This window comes from Mycolicibacterium lacusdiani (assembly GCF_021916785.1).
Lineage (GTDB): Bacteria > Actinomycetota > Actinomycetes > Mycobacteriales > Mycobacteriaceae > Mycobacterium > Mycobacterium lacusdiani.
In genome coordinates this window covers 35,141-55,654 of record NZ_JAKCFC010000012.1, presented here as the reverse complement: position 1 = coordinate 55,654, position 20,514 = coordinate 35,141, and the positions used below count along the sequence as shown (strand labels likewise).

Sequence of the window (20,514 nt, the reverse complement as noted above, 5' to 3'; positions counted from 1 at the left end):
GCGCGTGACCTCGGGTTAGGGTTACGCGTGATTTCCAAACTGCTGGTCGCAAACCGTGGTGAGATCGCGATCCGGGCGTTCCGGGCTGCATACGAACTCGACATCGCAACCGTTGCGGTGTTCGCCCTCGAGGACCGCAACTCGTCGCACCGGCTCAAGGCCGACGAGTCGTACCAGATCGGCGACGTCGGACATCCCGTCCGCGCCTACCTCTCGGTCGACGAGATCATGCGCGTCGCGCGGCATTCCGGCGCCGACGCCGTATATCCGGGCTACGGGTTCCTCTCCGAGAACCCCGAGCTGGCTGCGGCCTGCGACGAAGCGGGCATCACCTTCGTCGGGCCAGGAGCGCACGTCCTGGAGCTGACGGGCAACAAGGCCCGCGCCATCGCCGCTGCCCGCGAGGCGGGGCTGCCGGTACTGGCGTCCTCGGAGCCCTCGGCGTCAGTCGACGAGCTGGTCGCCGCCGCGGCCACCATGGAGTTCCCGGTGTTCGTCAAGGCGGTCTCCGGCGGAGGCGGGCGCGGCATGCGCCGTGTCGCCGAACCCGCAGCGCTGCCCGAGGCGATCGAGGCGGCCAGCCGTGAGGCGGAGTCGGCATTCGGCGATCCGACCGTCTACCTGGAACAGGCGGTGCTCAACCCCCGCCACATCGAGGTGCAGATCCTCGCCGACGCACGCGGCGAGGTGGTGCACCTGTTCGAGCGCGACTGCAGCGTGCAGCGGCGCCACCAGAAGGTGATCGAACTGGCACCCGCGCCCAACCTCTCCGAGGAGTTGCGGCAGCGGATCTGCGGTGACGCCGTCGCCTTCGCGCGTCAGATCGGCTACTTCTGCGCGGGCACCGTCGAGTTCCTGCTCGACGAGCGCGGCAATCACGTCTTCATCGAGTGCAATCCGCGAATTCAGGTGGAGCACACCGTCACCGAGGAGATCACCGACGTCGACCTGGTCGGCTCCCAGCTGCGGATCGCCGCGGGGGAGTCCCTGGCCGATCTGGGTCTGAGCCAAGACACGCTGCGGGTACGCGGGGCGGCCATGCAGTGCCGCATCACCACCGAGGATCCGGCCAACGGCTTCCGGCCCGACACCGGCCGCATCACCGGCTACCGGTCCCCTGGCGGCGCGGGCATCCGGCTGGACGGCGGCACGCACCTCGGCGCCGAGATCGGCGCCCACTTCGACTCCATGCTCGTCAAGTTGACTTGTCGCGGAAGGGATTTCACCACCGCCCAGGCACGGGCCCGGCGCGCGCTGGCCGAGTTCCGCGTCCGCGGCGTGTCGACGAACATCCCGTTCCTGATGGCCGTCGTCGACGACCCCGACTTCCGTGCGGGCCGGGTCACGACGTCGTTCATCGACGACCGCCCGCAGCTGCTCACCTCCCACACGCCCGCCGATCGCGGCACCAAGATCCTCAACTTCCTCGCCGACGTGACGGTGAACAAGCCGCACGGCGAACGCCCGTCGACGGTGTACCCGCACGACAAGCTGCCGGTGTGCGATCTCGAGGCGCCGCCCGCACCGGGCAGCAGGCAGCGGCTGATCGAGTTGGGACCGCGGGGCTTCGCCGAATGGATGCGGGACACACCCGATCTCGGCATCACCGACACCACCTTCCGCGACGCGCATCAGTCACTGCTGGCCACGCGGGTCCGTTCCAACGGGTTGCTGATGGTCGCCCCGTACGTGGCGCGGATGATGCCGCAGCTGCTGTCGATCGAATGTTGGGGCGGCGCAACGTACGACGTGGCACTGCGCTTCCTCAAGGAAGACCCGTGGGAGCGGCTCGCCGCACTGCGCGAGGCGATCCCGAACATCTGCCTGCAGATGCTGCTGCGGGGCCGCAACACGGTCGGCTACACGCCCTACCCAGAGTCGGTGACGCACGCGTTCGTCGACGAGGCCACCCGCACCGGCATCGACGTGTTCCGGATCTTCGACGCGCTCAACAACGTCGACTCCATGCGCCCGGCCATCGACGCCGTGCGCGAAACCGGCACTGCGGTCGCCGAAGTCGCGATGAGCTACACCGGTGACCTGTCCGGCCCCGGCGAAACCCTCTACACGCTCGACTACTACCTGAAGCTGGCCGACCAGATCGTCGAGGCAGGTGCGCACGTCCTGGCGATCAAGGACATGGCGGGGCTGCTGCGGCCGCCCGCCGCCGCCACGCTAGTGGCGGCGTTGCGCAGCCGGTTCGACCTGCCGGTGCACGTGCACACCCACGACACCCCCGGCGGTCAGCTCGCGACGTACCTCGCGGCCTGGCAGGCTGGCGCATCGGCAGTCGACGGGGCGGCAGCGCCGTTGGCGGGCACCACCAGTCAGCCCGCGCTGTCGTCGATCGTGGCGGCGACCGCACACACCGAGTACGACTCGGGTCTGTCGCTGGGCGCGGTCTGCGACCTCGAGCCCTACTGGGAGGCGCTGCGCAAGGTGTACGCGCCGTTCGAGGCGGGCCTGCCCGCCCCGACCGGACGGGTCTACACCCACGAGATCCCCGGCGGGCAGCTGAGCAACCTGCGCACCCAGGCCATCGCGCTGGGCCTCGGCGACCGCTTCGAGGACGTCGAGAACGCCTACGCCGGGGCCGACCGGATCCTGGGCAGGCTGGTGAAGGTCACCCCGTCGAGCAAGGTGGTGGGCGACCTGGCCCTGGCCCTGGTCGGAGCGGGTGTCAGCGCCGACGAGTTCGCCGAGGACCCACAGCGATTCGACATCCCGGACAGCGTGATCGGTTTCCTGCGAGGCGAACTCGGCGATCCGCCCGGCGGCTGGCCCGAACCGCTGCGCAGCAGGGCGCTCGAGGGCAGGGCACCCGCCAAGGCCGTCACGGAGTTGTCGGCGGAGGACGAGAAGCTGCTCGCCGAACCGGGAGTCGTTCGGCAGGCCACCCTGAACCGGCTGCTGTTCCCGGGGCCGACCAAGGAGTTCGAGGCCCACCGCGACCAGTACGGCGACACGTCGCGGCTCTCGGCGAACCAGTTCTTCTACGGTCTGCGCCACGGGGACGAGCATCGCGTCTACCTCGAACGCGGCGTCGAGTTGATCATCGGGCTCGAGGCCATCTCCGATCCCGACGAGCGCGGCATGCGCACCGTCATGTGCCTGCTCAACGGTCAGCTGCGCCCCGTGGTGGTGCGCGACGAGTCCATCGCCGCCGACGTGCCCGCCGCCGAGAAGGCCGACCGGTCCAACCCAGACCACGTCGCCGCCCCGTTCGCCGGCGTGGTCACCGTCGGCGTGGCCGAGGGTGAACGCGTCGATACCGGACAGACGATCGCCACCATCGAGGCCATGAAGATGGAGGCGGCGATCACCGCACCGAAGGCAGGCACGGTGACGCGCGTTGCCGTCGCGGCCACCGCGCAGGTCGAGGGCGGTGATCTGCTGGTGGTGGTGACCTGACCCGCATCATCGCGGGCAGGTTCGGCGGACGTCGACTCAGCGTGCCGCAGAACCGCTCTGGTACGCGCCCCACCACCGACCGCGTACGCGAGTCGCTGTTCAACGTGCTCGCCGCCAGGATCGACTTCGACGGTCTGCACGTGCTCGACCTCTACGCGGGGTCCGGCGCGCTCGGCATCGAGGCGTTGTCGCGCGGTGCGGAGTCGGCGACGTTCGTCGAATCCGACCGCCGCGCCGGTGATGCCATCGCCGCGAACCTCGCCGAGCTGGGGGCCGAGGGTGCCACGGTGCGCCGGGGCGCCGTCGCGGCCGTGCTCGCCGTCGCACCCACACGACCGGCAGACCTGGTGTTCGCAGACCCGCCGTACGCGGTGTCGAACGCCGACGTCGAAGCCGTGCTGCGCGCACTCGTCGACAACCGCTGGGTGGCACCGGACGCGTTGGCGGTGATCGAGCGTCCGGCGTCGTCGCCGACGCTGACCTGGCCCGACGGGTGGACGCCGGGGCGGGACCGTCGCTACGGCGACACCCGCGTCGAGTTCGGCGAACACGGGATCGCGTAGCGTCTCGTCGCATGAGTGGCGCGGTATGCCCCGGTTCCTTCGATCCCGTGACCCTCGGTCACGTCGACGTGTTCGAGCGGGCGTGCGCCCAGTTCGACGAGGTCGTGGTCGCGGTGTTGGTCAACCCCAACAAGAAGGGAATGTTCACCGCCGACGAGCGCATCGAGCTCATCCGCGAATCGACCGCGCACCTGCCGAACCTGCGGGTCGAGTCGGGTCAGGGCCTCGTCGTCGACTTCGCAAGGGCCCGTGGCATGTCCGCGATCGTCAAGGGTCTGCGTAGCAGCACCGACTTCGAGTACGAGCTGCAGATGGCGCAGATGAACAAGCACGTGGCGGGCGTCGACACCTTCTTCATCGCCAGCGCGCCGCAGTTCTCATTCGTGTCGTCGTCGCTCGCCAAGGAGGTGGCCGGTCTCGGCGGCGACGTTTCCGACCTGCTGCCGGAGCCCGTCAACGCACGTCTGAGGGCCAAGCTCAAGGGTTGAACCGGACCGGCGGCGGGTAGCACGCAGATGGTGCCCACAGCCCGGGTGCCGCCCACAGCCCGAATCGCATCCGGAGGCCTTGCCATGGTCGAGACATTCGTTCAGTCGACCGACGACGTCGTCAGGTTCCTCAAGGACCAGCACAACTTGATCAAGGACATGTTCGAGGAGGTCTTCTCCGCGTCGTCCGACGACGCCCGGCGGACGGCCTTCACCGAACTGCGTCAGCTCCTGGCGGTACACGAGACGGCCGAGGAGATGGTGATCCACCCGCGCGTCCGTCGCGAGGTCGACGGCGGCGACATCATCGTCGACGCGCGCCTGAAGGAGGAGCACGACGCCAAGGAGCAACTGTCGGCGCTCGAGTCGATGGACATCGGTTCACAGGAGTTCCTCGACGCCCTGCGCCTGTTCCAGGGCGCCGTGCTCGACCACGCCGAGCGCGAGGAGAGCGAGGAGTTCGACAAGCTGCTGCGCGAGGTCGATGCGGACGACCTCAAGCGCATGCTCGCGGCAGTGCACGCGGCCGAGGCCATGGCGCCCACCCGCCCGCACCCCGGCGTGGAGTCGGCGAAGCTGAACTTCGTGGTCGGTCCGTTCGCCTCGATGCTCGATCGGGCTCGCGACGCGATCGACGCCGTCCTCCGCTAGTAACCCTCAAGTCGAGGTCGAAGGCGACACACCGGTCGGCAAAGCCGAGTCACAGACGTAACACCAGGCACACTGGTATCAACAACTACGCCTGGAGGGTGTTGCCGTGTACCGAGTTTTCGAAGCGCTCGACGAGCTTGGGGCGATCGTGGAAGAGGCCCGAGGCGTGCCGATGACGGCAGGCTGCATGGTGCCCCGCGGCGACGTCCTGGAACTGCTCGACGACATCAAGGACGCCATCCCCGGCGAACTCGACGACGCGCAGGACGTCCTGGACGCACGCGACGGCATGCTGCGCGAGGCCAGGGAACATGCCGACAACATGGTCGCCAGCGCGACCTCGGAAGCGGACTCGCTGGTCAACAGCTCGCGCGCCGAGGCCGACCGGCTACTCGCCGACGCCAAGTCGCAGGCCGACCGGATGGTCTCCGAAGCCCGTCAGCACAGCGAGCGGATGGTCGCCGAGGCCCGTGCAGAGGCCGATCGCATCGCCGCTGCCGCCAAGCGCGAGTACGAGGCCAGCACCGGACGCGCCAAGTCCGAGGCCGACCGGCTCATCGAGAACGGCAACCTCGCCTACGAGAAGGCCGTGCAAGAGGGCATCAAGGAACAGCAGCGCCTGGTCCATCAGACCGAGATCGTGCAGACCGCCACGCTCGAGGCCACCAGGATGGTCGACGCCGCCCACGCCGAAGCCGACCGGTTGCGCGGCGAGTGCGACATCTACGTCGACAGCAAGCTCGCCGAGTTCGAGGACTACCTCAACGGGACGTTGCGGTCCGTCGGCCGGGGGCGTCACCAGTTGCGCACCGCCGCCGGCACCCACGACTACGCACAACGCTGACGAGCCCAACGCTGATCAAGGGTCACGCGTTCGGAACTCCCAGCCAGCGGTCGTAGGATTCTCCTCATGGCTGGGACCAAGGGACACAGAGTTCATCGCGGCCCACGGTCACCATTCGTTCTCGACGTGTCGCGGCTGGGCCGCAGGCCCGGGTCGATGCAGGAGATCCACGACACGGTCGCGGCTCCGGCGCGCATCGGCGTCGCGCTCGCAGGCATCGAGGCGGGCGCGCCCGTCGAACTCGACCTGAGGCTCGAATCGGTGTCCGAGGGCGTACTGGTGACCGGCACCGTCTCGGCGCCCACGGTCGAAGAGTGCGCGCGGTGCCTCACCCCGATCGTCGGTGACGTCGAGTTCGACCTCACCGAGCTGTACGCGTATCCCGACAGCGCCACCGAGGCGACGACGGAGGAAGACGAGGTCGGCCACGTCGTCGACGACACCGTCGACCTCGAGCAGCCGATCGTCGACGCCGTAGGCCTCGCGCTGCCGTTCTCACCGCTGTGCACCGACGACTGCCTCGGCCTGTGCGTCGACTGCGGCGTGCGGCTCGCCGACGCCGAACCGGGGCACGGCCACGAGAAGATCGACCCGCGGTGGGCGAAGCTCACCGCGATGATGCCCACCGAACGGGATGCCTCGCGCACCGAGGAGGGCCGCGCGTGACGGTTGACCGGACGCCACTGCTCGAGGCGCTCGGAGTGGACCTGCCCGACGAGTTGCTGACCATGGCGCTCACCCATCGCAGCTACTCGTTCGAGAACGGCGGTCTGCCGACCAACGAGCGGCTCGAATTCCTGGGTGACGCCGTGCTCGGTCTGCTCGTCGCCGACATCCTGATCCGACGGCACCCGGACAGCCCCGAGGGTGAACTCGCCAAGCTGCGCAACAGCATCGTCAACACCCAGGCGCTGGCGACCGTGGGCCGTGGCCTGGCCGACGCGGGCCTGGGCGCGTTCCTGCTGCTCGGCCGCGGCGAGATCGTGACCGGCGGCGCCGACAAGGCCAGCATCCTGGCCGACGGCGTGGAGGCCCTGCTGGGCGCGGTGTACATGCAGCACGGGTTCGACGCCTCGCGCGCCGTGGTGCTGCGCTTGTTCGGCGACCTGCTCGACACCGCACCGTCACTCGGGGCGGCGCTGGAGTGGAAGTCGAGCCTGCAGGAGCTGACCGTCGCACGCGGCCTCGGCGTGCCGAAGTACGTCGTCAGCTTCGACGGACCCGACCACGACCGCGTGTTCAGCGCCGTCGTGCTGGTCGACGGCGAGGAGTACGGCGCCGGCGTCGGCAGCACGAAGAAGGAAGCCGAGATCAAGGCGGCCGCGCAGGCCTGGACGTCGCTCGACGCCCAAAGTGCCGGCGACGGCGGCATACCCGTGCCGTCCTCCGATGCCTGAGCTACCCGAGGTCGAGGTGGTGCGCCGCGGTCTCGACGCGCACGTCACCGGCAGGACCATCACCGCGGTGCGCGTGCACCACCCCCGTGCGGTGCGGCGGCACGTGGCGGGCGGGGCCGACCTGACCGGGCGGCTGCTCGGAGCGAAGGTCGTCGGAACCGGCAGGCGCGGCAAGTTCCTGTGGCTGGTGCTGGGAGGCGACCGTTCCGACGAGGCCCTGGTGGTGCATCTGGGGATGAGCGGGCAGATGCTGCTGGGCGAAATCGCCAAGACCGACCATCTGCGCATTGCGGCGCTGCTCGACGACGGGACCGCGCTGAGCTTCGTCGACCAGCGCACCTTCGGCGGGTGGATGCTCGCCGACATCGTCACCGTCGACGGCGCCGACCTGCCGGAGCCCGTCGCCCACATCGCCCGCGACCCCCTCGATCCCGAGTTCGACCGCAACGCCGTGGTGAAGGTGTTGCGCGGCAAGCACTCCGAGATCAAGCGCCAACTGCTCGACCAGACGGTGGTCTCCGGCATCGGCAACATCTACGCCGACGAATCGCTGTGGCGCGCCAAGGTCAACGGCGCCCGGCTGGCCGAATCGCTGACCAAGCCCAAGCTCGGCGAGATCCTCGACCACGCCGCCGACGTCATGCGCGACGCCCTGAGCCAGGGCGGCACCTCGTTCGACTCGCTGTACGTCAACGTCAACGGCGAGTCCGGCTACTTCGACAGGTCGCTCGACGCCTACGGCCGCGAAGGCGAGCCCTGCCGCCGGTGCGGCGCGGTGATGCGCCGGGACAAGTTCATGAACCGGTCGTCGTTCTACTGTCCGCGTTGCCAACCGAGACCGCGCCAACCGAGACCGCAGGGTTGACGAATAGACCGTCGAGCGTGCGCGTTCTTTGCTTCACACCCGGCGTGTCTGCCGCAGACACGCACGCTCGCGGAAGACAGGAGAAGTCATGACCGAACTGTGGGTCGAGCGCACCGGTGTGCGCCGCTACACCGGGCGGAGTTCGCGTGGGGCGGAGGTGCTGATCGGGTCCGAGGACGTCGAGGGCGTCTTCACGCCGGGCGAGCTACTGAAGATCGCGCTGGCCGCGTGCAGCGGGCTCAGCAGCGACTACCCGCTGCGCAGCCGGCTGGGCGACGACTACCAGACCACCATTCGGGTGTCCGGCGCGGCCGACCGCGAGCAGGAGCGCTATCCGCTGCTCGAGGAGCGCCTCGAGGTCGACCTGTCAGGTCTCAGCGAGGCCGAGGTGGCCAAGCTCAAGACCATCGTCGAGCGCTCGATCGACAAGGTGTGCACCGTGGGCCGCACGCTCAAGAGCGGTACCGAGGTGACGTTCGAGGTCGTCGATGAGCCGCTTGCGCGAAGAGAATTTGGCACCGATGAGCCGCTTGCGCGAAGAGAATTTGGCACCGATGAGCCGCTTGCGCGAAGAGAATTTGGCACCGATGAGCGGCGTCCCTGACACCGACGGCCCGGTGCGGCTGAGCGCCTGGGTGCACGGCCGCGTGCAGGGGGTCGGCTTCCGGTGGTGGACGAGGTCGCGGGCGCTGGAACTCGGGCTCACCGGGTTCGCCGCCAACAAGTCCGACGGCCGCGTCCACGTCGTCGCCCGCGGCCCGCGCGACGCCTGCCAGCGGCTGCTCGACCAACTGCGTGGCGGCGACACGCCCGGCTCGGTCGACACCGTGGTCGAGGACTGGTCCGACGCAGGTGAGGCGTTCGACGGCTTCATCGAGAGGTAGGCCGAAAGGCGACCGGCGCCGACGGTACCGGGCGGTAAGGTGGCACCCCATGCATCTGAAGAGTCTGACGCTGAAGGGCTTCAAGTCCTTCGCCTCGCCGACGACTCTGCGCTTCGAACCGGGCATCACGTGCGTCGTCGGCCCCAACGGATCGGGCAAGTCCAACGTCGTCGATGCGCTCACGTGGGTCATGGGCGAGCAGGGCGCCAAGACCCTGCGCGGCGGCAAGATGGAAGACGTCATCTTCGCGGGCACGTCGTCGCGCGCCCCGCTCGGCCGCGCCGAGGTGACGCTGACGATCGACAACTCCGACAACGCGCTGCCGATCGAGTACGCCGAGGTGTCGATCACCCGGCGGATGTTCCGCGACGGCGCGGGCGAGTACGAGATCAACGGCAGCAGCTGCCGACTGATGGACGTCCAGGAACTGCTCAGCGACTCCGGCATCGGCCGCGAGATGCACGTCATCGTCGGTCAGGGCAAGCTGTCGGAGATCCTCGAGTCGCGCCCCGAGGACCGTCGCGCCTTCATCGAGGAGGCCGCCGGCGTTCTCAAGCACCGCAAGCGCAAGGAGAAGGCGGTCCGCAAGCTCGACGCGATGGCGGCGAACCTGGCGCGACTGACCGACCTGACCACCGAGCTGCGGCGTCAGCTCAAGCCGCTTGGCCGCCAGGCCGAGATGGCCCGCCGCGCCCAGACCATCCAGGCCGACCTCCGCGACGCACGCCTACGCCTGGCCGCCGACGACTTGGTCACCCGGCAGTCCGAGTTCGAGAACACGAACCAGGCCGAGACGACGCTGCGCCGCGACCACGACGACATCACCACCCGTCTCGAGGCCGCCACGGTCGAACTCGCGGCACACGAGTCGGCGGTCAGCGGTCTGTCCGGCCGGGCCGAGGCCGCTCAGCAGACGTGGTTCCGGCTCTCCGCACTCGCCGAGCGCGTCAGCGCGACCGTGCGCATCGCCCGCGACCGCGCCGCGCACCTCGAGGCCGCGGTCGAGACGTCATCGGGCGCCGACCCCGACGCGCTGGACGCCGAGGCCGACGAGGTCGCCGAGCACGAGCGGGAGCTGCTCGAAGAACTCGAGGAGTGCAAGCTGCGGCTCGAGGCCGCCCGCGAGGAACTCGCCGAACGCGAGCGCGTCGCCGCCGAAGCCGAACGCGCGCACACGGCCGCGGCCCGCGCCGAGGCCGACCGCCGCGAAGGTCTGGCACGGCTGGCCGGCCAGGTCGACACGATGCGCACCCGCGTCGAATCGACCGACGAGAGCGTCGCCCGGCTGACGGCCAGCATCGAGGACGCCGCCAACCGAACCGAAGCGGCCAGGGCCGCGTTCGAGACGGTGCAGAGCCGCGTCGGCGAACTCGACGCGGGCGAGGCAGGCCTCGACGAGCACCACGACCGCACCGTGGCGGCCATGCGGCTCGCCGACGAACGAGTGGCAGAACTCCTGGCAGCCGAACGCGGCGCCGAACGTCAGGTCGCGTCGCTGCGCGCACGGATCGACGCGCTCGCCGTCGGCCTCAACCGGCGCGACGGAGCCGCCTGGCTCCGCGAGAACCACGACGGCGCAGGCCTGTTCGGCTCGGTGCCGAAACTGGTCCGCGTGCGGCCCGGCTACGAGGTGGCCATCGCCGCGGTCCTCGGCTCGGCCGCCGACGCGGTGGCCGCCGACGACTTCGGCGCTGCCCGCACCGCGGTGACCGCGCTCAAGCACGGCGACGGCGGCCGGGCGGCGCTCGTCCTCGGCGACTGGCCCGAGGACGCCACCGCCGAACGCGGCGGCGACCTGCCCGCGGGTGCGACGTGGGCGCTCGACCTCGTCGAGACGCCGCCGCGACTGCGCGGAGCGTTCTCCGCGCTGCTCGGCCACGTCGTCGTCGTCGAGGACCTGGCCGCCGCCCAGCAGCTCGTCGCGCAACGGCCCCGGCTGCACGCCGTGACCGCCGACGGCGACGTCGTCGGCGCGGGCTGGGTCAGCGGCGGATCCGACCGGCAGCCGAGCACGCTCGAGATCGCCTCCGAGATCGACAAGGCCAAGGCCGACCTCGAGCAGTCCGAGCGCCAGGTGGGCGAACTCGCCGCCGCGCTGGCCGGTGCGCAGGCCGAGCAGCAGGCCCGCCAGGACGCCGCCGAGCAGGCGCTGGCCGCACTCAACGAATCCGACGCGGCGATCTCGTCGGTCTACGAGCAGCTGGGCAGGCTCGGCCAGGAAGCCCGCATCGCCGACGAGGAGTGGCAGCGACTGATTCGTCAGCGCAGCGAACTGGAGACCGGCCGCGACCGGACGCTCGAAGAGCTGACCGAGCTGGAGACCCGGCTGCACAACGCGCAGCAGGCGCCCACGATGGAATCCGAACCCGTCGACCGGCACGAGTCGGCCGCAGCGGCGGACATGGCCAGGGCCGTCGAGGTCGAGGCCAGGCTCGCGGTGCGCACCGCCGAGGAACGCGCGAACGCCGTACGCGGCCGCGCCGAGTCGCTGCGCCGGGCCGCCGCCGCCGAACGCGAGGCCAGGCTGCGCGCGCAACGCGCCAAGCAGGCCCGCGAGCACGCCGCGAGAGTGGCTGCGGCAGTGGAGGAGTCGGCACGGCTCATCGCCGCGCGGCTCGCCGATGCCGTGGCCGTCGCGTCGCGCACCCGCGACGAGCTGGCCGAGGAGCGCAAGCGCAGCAGCGAGGGCCTGACGAGGTCCCGCACCGAGGTCAACGAACTCGGCGCCCGGCTCAACGCCCTCACCGACGCGCTGCACCGCGACGAACTCGCCAAGGCGCAGGCGGCGCTGCGCATCGAGCAGCTCGAGCAGCAGGTGCTCGAACAGTTCGGCATGGCCGTCGCCGACCTCGTCGCCGAGTACGGCCCCCAGGTCCCGCTGCCGCCGACCGAACTCGAGATGTCCGAGTACGAGCAGGCCCGCGAGCGTGGCGAGCAGGTGACCGAGCCCGCGCCCATGCCCTTCGACCGGCCCACCCAGGAGCGGCGCGCCAAGAAGGCCGAACGCGAACTGGCCGAACTCGGCCGGGTGAACCCACTGGCGCTCGAGGAGTTCGCCGCACTCGAGGAGCGCTACAACTTCCTGTCGACCCAGCTCGAAGACGTCAAGGGTGCCCGCAAGGACCTGCTCGACGTCATCACCGACGTCGACGACCGCATCCTGCAGGTGTTCACCGAGGCCTACGCCGACGTCGAGCGGGAGTTCACCGGGGTGTTCGCCTCGCTGTTCCCCGGCGGCGAGGGCAGGCTGCTGCTGACCAACCCGAGCGACATGCTGACCACCGGCATCGAGGTGGAGGCGCGGCCGCCCGGCAAGAAGGTCAAGCGGCTGTCGCTGCTGTCCGGTGGCGAGAAGTCGCTGACGGCCGTGGCGATGCTGGTGGCCATCTTCCGGGCCAGGCCGTCGCCGTTCTACATCATGGACGAGGTCGAGGCGGCGCTCGACGACGTCAACCTGCGCCGTCTGCTCGGGCTGTTCGAGCAGTTGCGCGAGCGATCCCAGCTGATCGTCATCACCCACCAGAAGGCGACGATGGAGATCGCCGACGCGCTCTACGGCGTCACGATGCAGGGCGACGGCATCACGCAGGTGATCTCGCAACGGCTGCGCGGCCAGGACGTTCAGTCCGGTAGGGAACGCAGCGACCGCGGGGAATCGATGGTCTCGGCCCCCAACTGACCAGGTGGCGGGTCACCGGTCGTCGGCGGCGTCGACACCCCCTGAGACAATGACCCGGTGACCGAGATACTGCCTCTAGGCGTCTGGATCGCGATAGCGGTCGTCGCGATCCTGCTCATCGTCGCGCTGGTCGTCGGGCTGGTGCGATACCGGCGCCGGCGGATCAGCCTGTCGTCGCCCGACACCTCGACCACCCAGCTCGACAAGTCCGGTGGATATACGGCGTCGTCGGGCATCACCTTCAGCCAGGCCGCGCCGCCGTCGACCGTCGAGCGACCCCCTGTCTCGCCCAAGCAGCAGCCGCCCAAGCAGCCGCCGGGCCGGCTGGACACCAGCGGACTGCCCGCGGTGGGCGACGACGCCACGATCCCGCGCGACGCCCCGAAACGGCCCATCGCCGACGTCCGGCTGCCCGAACCCGTCGAGGTCGAGCCGGAGCCGCCGGTGGCCAGGCCGGAACCCGAGGCCAAGCCCACCGCGCCCGAGCCGGTCGTCGAGCCCGAGCCCGTCGTCGACGAGCCGCTCGCCCCTGCCGCGCCGGAAATCGACACGATCTCCCCTGCCGAGGGCAGGCTCGAACGCCTGCGCGGCAGGCTCGCGAAGTCCCAAGGCGCACTGGGCCGCAGCATGCTTGGCCTGCTCGGCGGCGGCGACCTCGACGAACAATCGTGGGAGGACATCGAAGACGTCCTGCTGATCGCCGACCTCGGGCCCGTCGTCACCGAACGCGTCGTGGCGGCACTGCGCATCAAGATGGCAAGCAGCAACGTCCGCACCGAGGCAGACGCCAGGGCCGTGCTGCGCGAGGTGCTCGTCGGTGAGCTGTATCCGGAAATGGACCGCTCGATCCGCGCGCTGCCGCACGACGACAAGCCGTCGGTACTGCTGGTCGTCGGCGTCAACGGCACCGGCAAGACCACCACCGTCGGCAAACTCGCCCGCGTGCTGGTCTCCGACGGGCGCCGCGTCGTGCTCGGCGCGGCGGACACCTTCCGCGCCGCGGCCGCCGACCAGTTGCAGAGCTGGGCATCGCGCGTCGGCGCCGAGGTGGTCCGCGGGCCCGAGGGTGCCGACCCGGCATCGGTCGCGTTCGACGCCGTCGACAAGGGCATCGCGACGGGTGCCGACGTCGTCGTCATCGACACGGCAGGCCGCCTGCATACCAAGACCGGGCTGATGGACGAACTGGGCAAGGTCAAGCGGGTCGTGACCAAGCGCGCCGCCGTCGACGAGGTGCTGCTGGTGCTCGACGCGACGATCGGCCAGAACGGGTTGCCGCAGGCACGTGTGTTCGCCGAGGTCGTCGAGATCACGGGTGTGGTGCTGACCAAGCTCGACGGCACCGCCAAGGGCGGCATCGTGTTCCGGGTCCAGCAGGAACTCGGAGTACCCGTGAAACTCGTCGGGCTTGGCGAGGGGCCAGACGATCTGGCGCCGTTCGAGCCGGGTGCGTTCGTCGACGCGCTGCTTGGCTAACTGGCGCTCGAATCCGGTCGAACTGACGGCAAATTGCAGTGGGAAACACAGGTGTAACACCGGGCGCCGATCCGTTCACGCGTGCGAAACACCTGTGAACCACGGATGAAACCAGTGACCACGACTCTCATCGGGAGGCCGATTCACCTCGGCGCACTTCCCAAGGAGGTTCACACAAAGTGGTCTTAGCCTTACCCGACGATGCGTTCTTGCCGTTCGGCCCAGATGGGCTGAGTTCCGGCGACACCGCATGGGTACTCACCTCGGCCGCACTGGTGTTGTTCATGACACCGGGCCTGGCGTTCTTCTACGGCGGCCTGTCGCGCCAGAAGTCCGTCCTGAACATGATGATGATGTCGTTCGGCTCGCTTGGCCTGGTCAGCGTCATCTACGTGCTCTGGGGCTACTCGATGTCCTTCTCCAACGGGCACACCGGCGCCAATGACATCGGCGGCATCATCGCCGACCCCTTCGCGCTGTTCGGCCTGAGCCAGCTGCTCGAGACCAAGGAACTCGCCGACGGCGCAACGGGCTTCGTGCTCGGCGGCTTCGGCACCGTCCCCGCCATCGTGTGGGTGGCGTTCCAGTTGACCTTCGCGGTCATCACCGTCGCGCTCATCAGCGGCGCCGTCGCCGAGCGCATGAAGTTCGGTACGTGGATGCTGTTCGGCGGCATCTGGGTCACCCTGGTGTACTTCCCGCTGTCGCACATGGTTTGGGGCGGCGGCCTGCTGTCGGCGTCTGAAGGCGGCATTGCGGCGAAGTTGTTCGGCGTCGACGAGGAGGGTGCTGCCAACGTGGCCCCCATCGACTTCGCCGGTGGCACCGTCGTGCACATCAACGCCGGTATGGCCGCACTCGTCCTCGCCGTGCTGCTGGGCAAGCGCGCTGGATTCGGCAAGACCGCGTTCCGTCCGCACAACATCCCGTTCGTGATGCTCGGCGCAGCGATCCTGTGGTTCGGCTGGTTCGGCTTCAACGTCGGATCCGAGGGCGCCGCAGACATGATCGCGGGTCAGGTGTGGATCAACACGACCGCCGCCACCGCTGCCGCAATGCTGTCCTGGCTCGTGGTCGAACGCATCCGCGACGGACACGCCACCAGCGTGGGCGCCGCTTCGGGTGTCGTCGCGGGCCTGGTGGCCATCACCCCGGCGTGTGGCGCGCTCACCCCGATCGGCTCGCTGATCCTCGGTGCGGTCGCCGGTGTGCTGTCGGCACTGGCCATCGGACTGAAATACAAGTTTGGCTACGACGATTCGCTCGACGTCGTCGGCGTCCACCTCGTCGCAGGCCTGTGGGGCACCGTCGGAATCGGCCTCCTGGCCTACTCGACCGAGGAGCCGGCCGGCCTGTTCTACGGTGGTGACTACAAGCAGCTGGTCGTGCAGATCGTGATCGCACTCGTGGCCGTGATCTTCACGGGCATCATGACCGTGATCATCGCCTTCATCGTCAAGCCGCTGGGCTGGCGGGTCACCCGCGAGGACGAGGACACCGGCATCGACGAGACCGAGCACGCGGAAACTGCTTATGAACTCGCTTGATCGGGAAGTATTCACGATGACCCCCAAAGTGACCCGGAAGGGATCGACTAAATGAAGCTGATCACAGCGATCGTCAAGCCGTTCACGCTCGAAGACGTCAAGACGGGCCTCGAGCAGACCGGCATCCTCGGCATGACCGTCAGTGAGGTCCAGGGTTACGGGCGTCAGAAGGGCCACACCGAGGTCTACCGCGGCGCGGAGTACTCGGTCGACTTCGTCCCGAAGGTCCGGGTCGAGGTGCTGGTCGACGATTCGGCCGTCGACAAGGTGGTGGACGTCATCGTCCAGGCCGCCCGCACCGGCAAGATCGGTGACGGGAAGGTCTGGGTGAGTTCCGTGGACACCGTCGTGCGGGTACGCACCGGTGAGCGGGGAACCGACGCCATTTGATGCGACCGTGATCTGAAGCGTCGTCTCCCGGACGCGCACTCATCGACACACGACAGCACGTCCGGGGAAGGACCGAGATGACGAAGCAGACACCAGAACCCGCCGCCGGAGCCTCTCGTTGGGAGGCTCCGCCGGCGGGATCTTCGCGTCCGGCCACCGATCTGGCCAAGGCCGCCGCACAGCTCCTGGGCGGCGGTGCCCGGCAACTGGATTCGGGTGCGCTGCGCAACGCGCTGCTCGACCTGCACGAGTTCTGGCTCACCACCAAGGCCGCCGAGATCGGCATCACGCCCACCAGCGGGTTCGCCATCGTGGCGACAGGCGGACTCGGCCGCGGTGAGTTCCTGCCGTACTCCGACCTGGATTTGACACTCGTACACGACGACATGCCGCGCGACGTCGTCACCCAGGTCGCCGAACTTCTCTGGTATCCGCTGTGGGACGCCAACATTCACATCGACCACAGCGTGCGGACCGTGCCCGAGGCGCTGCAGGTGGCCGGCGAGGACATCTCGGCGGGCCTCGCGATGCTCGACGCCAGGCACATCGCCGGTGACGCCGATCTGTCCGCGCTGCTGGTCGGCGGCGCCCGCAGGCAATGGCGCACGGGGATCGCCCCGCGCTTCGAGGAACTCGTCGCGCACGCCGAGGCGCGCTGGAATCGCAGCGGCCAGATCGCGCACCGCGCCGAGCCGGACCTGAAGAATGGCCGCGGGGGACTACGCGACGTCCAACTGCTCAACGCCCTGGCCATCGCGCAACTCGCCGACGTCTACCCGAGCACGCTGCTCGCGTCGCCGACCGGCACGCTCGGCGATGCGCACCTGGCGCTGCTCAACGTCCGCACCGAGCTGCACCGCATCTCGGGCCGCGGCCGGGAGATGCTGCTGGCGCAGTACGCCGACGAGATCGGCGCAGCGCTGCGCATCGGCGACCGGTTCGATCTGGCCCGCACGCTGTCGGACGCCGCGCGCACCATCAGCTACTACGTCGACGCCGGCCTGCGGACCGCGGCCAACGCGCTGCCGCGGCGGGGTTTCGCCGCATTGCGCAGGCCCATCCGCAGGCCGCTCGACGAAGGCGTCATCGAGTTCAACGGCGAGGTCATCCTCGCCAAGGGCGCACGCCCGGAACGCGATCCCGGCCTGATCCTCCGCGTGGCCGCGGCCTCGGCGCTGACGGGCTTGCCGATGGCCGCCTCCACGCTGAGCCGGCTGTCGGAGGCCGCACCCGAACTGCGTACGCCCTGGCCGCGTCAGGCCCTCAAGGACCTGCTGGTGATGCTGGCGGCCGGTCCGTCGGCGGTGGCCACGATCGAGGCCCTCGACCGGACGGGGCTGTGGGGCAGGCTGTTCCCGGAATGGGGTGCGGTGCGCGACCTTCCGCCCCGCGACGTCGTCCACATCTGGACGGTGGACCGCCATCTGGTCGAAACGGTCTCGCGGGCAAGCGCGTTCACGACGCGGGTGTTGCGTCCGGACCTGCTGGTGCTCGGTGCGCTGTGCCACGACATCGGCAAGGGTCGTGGCGGCGACCACAGCGTCATCGGCGCGGACCTGGCCGTCCAGATCGGCACGCGGCTCGGCCTGTGGAGCGAGGACGTCGAGCTGCTGTCGAAGATGGTCCGCTACCACCTGCTGCTGCCCGACACCGCGACGCGGCGCGACCTGCAGGACCCGAAGACCATCTCCGCGGTCGTCGACAAGCTCGGTGGGGACACGGTGCTGCTCGAGCTGCTTCACGTTCTCGCCGAGGCTGATTCGCTCGCCACCGGACCCGGAGTGTGGGGCGAGTGGAAGGCGTCGCTCATCGGCGACCTCGTGCGTCGGTGCCGCCTCGTCATGACGGGGGAGCCGCTACCGCAGCCCGATCCGGTCGAACCGCGGCACCTCGCCCTGGCGGCCGACGGCGGCGTGCACGTCGACATGGTCCCCGCCGACGCGCACGTCTTCAGCGTGACCATGATCGCGCCCGACCAGCACGGTCTGCTGTCGAAGGCGGCGGGCATCCTGGCGCTCAACTCGCTGCGCGTGCACTCGGCGTCGGTCAACAGCCACGAGGGCGTCGCGATCAACACCTTCGTGGTGTCTCCGCACTTCGGGTCACCGCCCGCGGCCGAGCTGCTCCGGCAGCAGTTCATCCTCGCGCTCGCGGGCGACCTCGACGCGATCGGCACCCTCGAGCGGCGCGATGCCGATGCCCAGGGGCTGCTCGCCGCCAGCACCGGGCGTGCCGGCGAGATCCCGGCGGCCGTGCCCGGCAATCCTGCCGTCGCGCCGCCGCGGATCTTGTGGTTCGACGGCGCCCCGGGGGAGTCCGCCGACAAGCTCATCGTGCAGATCCGCAGCACCGACCGGGCCGGGCTGCTCGCGCGCCTCACCGCCGTCATCGAGCGCGACGGGCTCGACATCGCCTGGGCGCGGGTGACGACGCTCGGATCGTCGGTGATCGACGTGTTCGGGCTCGTCGTGCCGGAGGCCTACCGCCGGGACCGGGAAGACGCCGAAGACGCTCGCCGGACGCTCGAGGAGCAGATGTACGCGGTCCTTCCCACGCCGCCGCGGCCGAAGCCGGTGTCCGAGGCCAGCTGATTTGGGCCGCGCTTTCATCGAAACTGCGCTGAGGGTCGTCGATCGACCGGAATCACAGCCCTGGGAGCAGTTTCGACGACCCTCCCCAGCGCGTACATGCGTTTCACCAGCGGCTGCGCCGTACCGGTATCCTTGGCCCGCTAGGCTGGCCCCGTGTTTGAATCCCTCTCCGATCGGCTGACAGGGGCGCTCTCAGGCCTGCGTGGCAAGGGGCGGCTCTCCGATGCCGACATCGACGCCACCGCGCGCGAGATCCGATTGGCACTGCTCGAGGCCGACGTCTCGCTGCCCGTCGTCCGCGAGTTCATCAACCGTGTCAAGGAACGGGCCAAGGGCGCCGAGGTCTCGGGCGCGCTGAACCCCGCCCAGCAGGTCGTCAAGATCGTCAACGACGAACTCGTCGGAATCCTGGGCGGCGAGACCCGCAACCTGACGTTCGCCAAGACGCCGCCCACGGTCATCATGCTGGCCGGCCTGCAGGGCTCGGGTAAGACGACGCTGGCGGGCAAGCTCGCCAAGTGGCTCAAGGGCCACGGCCACACCCCGCTGCTGGTGGCGTGTGACCTGCAGCGTCCCGGCGCGGTGACCCAGCTCGAGATCGTCGGCGAGCGAGCGGGCGTGTCGGTGTTCGCGCCGCACCCGGGCGTCTCGCCGGGTGGCGAGACCATCGAGCAGATGGCGGCGGGCAACCCCGTCGAGGTCGCCGCCGCAGGTCTGGCCGAGGCGAAGGCCAGGCACTTCGACGTGGTGATCGTCGACACCGCGGGACGCCTGGGCATCGACGAGGAGCTGATGGGCCAGGCCGCGGCCATCCGCGACGCCGTCAACCCCGACGAGACGCTGTTCGTCCTCGACGCCATGATCGGTCAGGACGCCGTCACCACGGCCGACGCGTTCCGCGAGGGCGTCGGGTTCACCGGTGTCGTGCTGACCAAGCTCGACGGCGATGCCCGAGGCGGCGCCGCGCTGTCGGTCCGCGAAGTGACCGGTGTTCCGATCCTGTTCGCGTCGACCGGCGAGAAGCTCGAGGACTTCGACGTCTTCCATCCCGACCGGATGGCCAGCCGCATCCTCGGCATGGGTGACGTGCTCTCGCTCATCGAGCAGGCCGAGCAGCACTTCGACGCCGAACAGGCCGAGGCCACCGCCGCCAAGATCGGGTCGGGCGAGCTGACGCTCGAGGACTTCCTCGAGCAGATGCTGGCGATCCGCAAGATGGGTCCCATCGGCAACCTGCTGGGGATGCTGCCCGGCGCGGGTCAGATGAAGGACGCGCTCGCCGCCGTCGACGACAGCCAGCTCGACCGCGTGCAGGCCATCATCCGCGGCATGACGCCGCAGGAGCGCGCCGATCCGAAGATCATCAACGCCTCCCGGCGACTGCGCATCGCCAACGGCTCCGGTGTCACGGTGGCCGAGGTCAACCAGCTCGTCGACCGCTTCTTCGAGGCGCGCAAGATGATGTCCCAGATGGCCGGGCAGATGGGTATGCCGTTCGGCCGCAAGGGATCGACCCGCAAGGCCGCCAAGGGCAAGAACAAGCAGGCCGGCAAGAAGAAGGGCAACAGGGGGCCCACGCCGCCGAAGGTCCAGAACCCGTTGGGTGCCGGTGGCCTGCCTGCCGGCTTCCCCGATCTGTCGAAGATGCCCAAGGGGCTCGACGAGTTGCCGCCGGGCCTGGCGGACTTCGACCTGTCGAAGCTGAAGTTCCCCGGCCAGAAGTAGGCG

The 20,514-nt window shown here is 69.6% G+C and carries 15 protein-coding genes and 1 pseudogene; all 16 read left to right on the top strand.

The window, feature by feature from the left end:
* Positions 1 to 27: 27 nt before the first annotated feature.
* Complete coding sequence (locus tag LOK44_RS26390; RefSeq protein WP_237573051.1) at positions 28 to 3,411, top strand: pyruvate carboxylase; 3,384 nt, start codon at positions 28 to 30, stop codon at positions 3,409 to 3,411.
* Positions 3,408 to 3,974, top strand: a complete 567-nt coding sequence (gene rsmD, locus LOK44_RS26385) for a 16S rRNA (guanine(966)-N(2))-methyltransferase RsmD (RefSeq protein ID WP_237573185.1) — start codon at positions 3,408 to 3,410, stop codon at positions 3,972 to 3,974. The genes LOK44_RS26390 and rsmD overlap by 4 nt, the downstream gene beginning before the upstream one ends.
* 11 nt (positions 3,975 to 3,985) lie before the next feature.
* The gene (gene coaD, locus LOK44_RS26380) at positions 3,986 to 4,462 is read left to right on the top strand and encodes a pantetheine-phosphate adenylyltransferase (RefSeq protein ID WP_237573050.1); all 477 of its coding nucleotides are present in this window, start codon (positions 3,986 to 3,988) and stop codon (positions 4,460 to 4,462) included.
* An 84-nt stretch (positions 4,463 to 4,546) separates the two neighbouring features.
* Positions 4,547 to 5,113 carry a hemerythrin domain-containing protein gene (locus LOK44_RS26375; protein WP_237573049.1) on the top strand — a complete coding sequence of 189 codons (567 nt, stop codon included), beginning with the start codon at positions 4,547 to 4,549 and terminating at the stop codon, positions 5,111 to 5,113.
* A 106-nt stretch (positions 5,114 to 5,219) separates the two neighbouring features.
* Positions 5,220 to 5,957 (top strand): cell division protein SepIVA, encoded by a 738-nt coding sequence (gene sepIVA, locus LOK44_RS26370; protein ID WP_237573048.1) that lies wholly within the window; start codon positions 5,220 to 5,222, stop codon positions 5,955 to 5,957.
* A 66-nt stretch (positions 5,958 to 6,023) separates the two neighbouring features.
* Positions 6,024 to 6,623 (top strand): YceD family protein, encoded by a 600-nt coding sequence (locus tag LOK44_RS26365; protein WP_237573047.1) that lies wholly within the window; start codon positions 6,024 to 6,026, stop codon positions 6,621 to 6,623.
* Positions 6,620 to 7,354 (top strand): ribonuclease III, encoded by a 735-nt coding sequence (rnc, locus tag LOK44_RS26360; RefSeq protein ID WP_237573046.1) that lies wholly within the window; start codon positions 6,620 to 6,622, stop codon positions 7,352 to 7,354. Before LOK44_RS26365 ends, rnc begins: the two co-directional genes overlap by 4 nt.
* A complete protein-coding gene (gene mutM, locus LOK44_RS26355) occupies positions 7,347 to 8,219 on the top strand; it encodes a bifunctional DNA-formamidopyrimidine glycosylase/DNA-(apurinic or apyrimidinic site) lyase (RefSeq protein WP_237573045.1) in 873 nt (290 codons plus the stop codon). The genes rnc and mutM overlap by 8 nt, the downstream gene beginning before the upstream one ends.
* 88 nt (positions 8,220 to 8,307) lie before the next feature.
* Positions 8,308 to 8,709, top strand: a pseudogene (locus tag LOK44_RS26350) (OsmC family protein); the annotation flags it as partial.
* A 97-nt stretch (positions 8,710 to 8,806) separates the two neighbouring features.
* Positions 8,807 to 9,103, top strand: a complete 297-nt coding sequence (locus LOK44_RS26345) for an acylphosphatase (protein ID WP_237573044.1) — start codon at positions 8,807 to 8,809, stop codon at positions 9,101 to 9,103.
* A 49-nt stretch (positions 9,104 to 9,152) separates the two neighbouring features.
* Positions 9,153 to 12,782: a chromosome segregation protein SMC gene (gene smc / locus LOK44_RS26340; RefSeq protein WP_237573043.1), complete on the top strand. Its 3,630-nt coding sequence runs from the start codon at positions 9,153 to 9,155 to the stop codon at positions 12,780 to 12,782.
* 57 nt (positions 12,783 to 12,839) lie between these two features.
* Positions 12,840 to 14,258, top strand: coding sequence for a signal recognition particle-docking protein FtsY (gene ftsY / locus LOK44_RS26335; RefSeq protein WP_237573042.1), 1,419 nt, complete (start codon positions 12,840 to 12,842; stop codon positions 14,256 to 14,258).
* A 179-nt stretch (positions 14,259 to 14,437) separates the two neighbouring features.
* Positions 14,438 to 15,805: an ammonium transporter gene (locus LOK44_RS26330; protein ID WP_237573041.1), complete on the top strand. Its 1,368-nt coding sequence runs from the start codon at positions 14,438 to 14,440 to the stop codon at positions 15,803 to 15,805.
* A gap of 51 nt (positions 15,806 to 15,856) precedes the next feature.
* Positions 15,857 to 16,195: a P-II family nitrogen regulator gene (locus LOK44_RS26325; protein WP_163798060.1), complete on the top strand. Its 339-nt coding sequence runs from the start codon at positions 15,857 to 15,859 to the stop codon at positions 16,193 to 16,195.
* Positions 16,196 to 16,272: 77 nt separating this feature from the next.
* The gene (locus LOK44_RS26320; RefSeq protein ID WP_237573040.1) at positions 16,273 to 18,786 is read left to right on the top strand and encodes a [protein-PII] uridylyltransferase; all 2,514 of its coding nucleotides are present in this window, start codon (positions 16,273 to 16,275) and stop codon (positions 18,784 to 18,786) included.
* 153 nt (positions 18,787 to 18,939) lie between these two features.
* Positions 18,940 to 20,511: a signal recognition particle protein gene (gene ffh / locus LOK44_RS26315; protein ID WP_237573039.1), complete on the top strand. Its 1,572-nt coding sequence runs from the start codon at positions 18,940 to 18,942 to the stop codon at positions 20,509 to 20,511.
* The last annotated feature ends 3 nt before the right edge of the window (positions 20,512 to 20,514 follow it).

Excerpts from the sequence above, each read along its gene's own strand:
- coaD (WP_237573050.1), top strand. The coding sequence starts at position 3,986 with ATGAGTGGCGCGGTATGCCCCGGTTCCTTCGATCCCGTGACCCTCGGT.
- LOK44_RS26375 (WP_237573049.1), top strand. The coding sequence starts at position 4,547 with ATGGTCGAGACATTCGTTCAGTCGACCGACGACGTCGTCAGGTTCCTC.
- LOK44_RS26365 (WP_237573047.1), top strand. The coding sequence starts at position 6,024 with ATGGCTGGGACCAAGGGACACAGAGTTCATCGCGGCCCACGGTCACCA.
- mutM (WP_237573045.1), top strand. The coding sequence starts at position 7,347 with ATGCCTGAGCTACCCGAGGTCGAGGTGGTGCGCCGCGGTCTCGACGCG.
- LOK44_RS26345 (WP_237573044.1), top strand. The coding sequence starts at position 8,807 with ATGAGCGGCGTCCCTGACACCGACGGCCCGGTGCGGCTGAGCGCCTGG.
- smc (WP_237573043.1), top strand. The coding sequence starts at position 9,153 with ATGCATCTGAAGAGTCTGACGCTGAAGGGCTTCAAGTCCTTCGCCTCG.
- LOK44_RS26325 (WP_163798060.1), top strand. The coding sequence starts at position 15,857 with ATGAAGCTGATCACAGCGATCGTCAAGCCGTTCACGCTCGAAGACGTC.
- LOK44_RS26320 (WP_237573040.1), top strand. The coding sequence starts at position 16,273 with ATGACGAAGCAGACACCAGAACCCGCCGCCGGAGCCTCTCGTTGGGAG.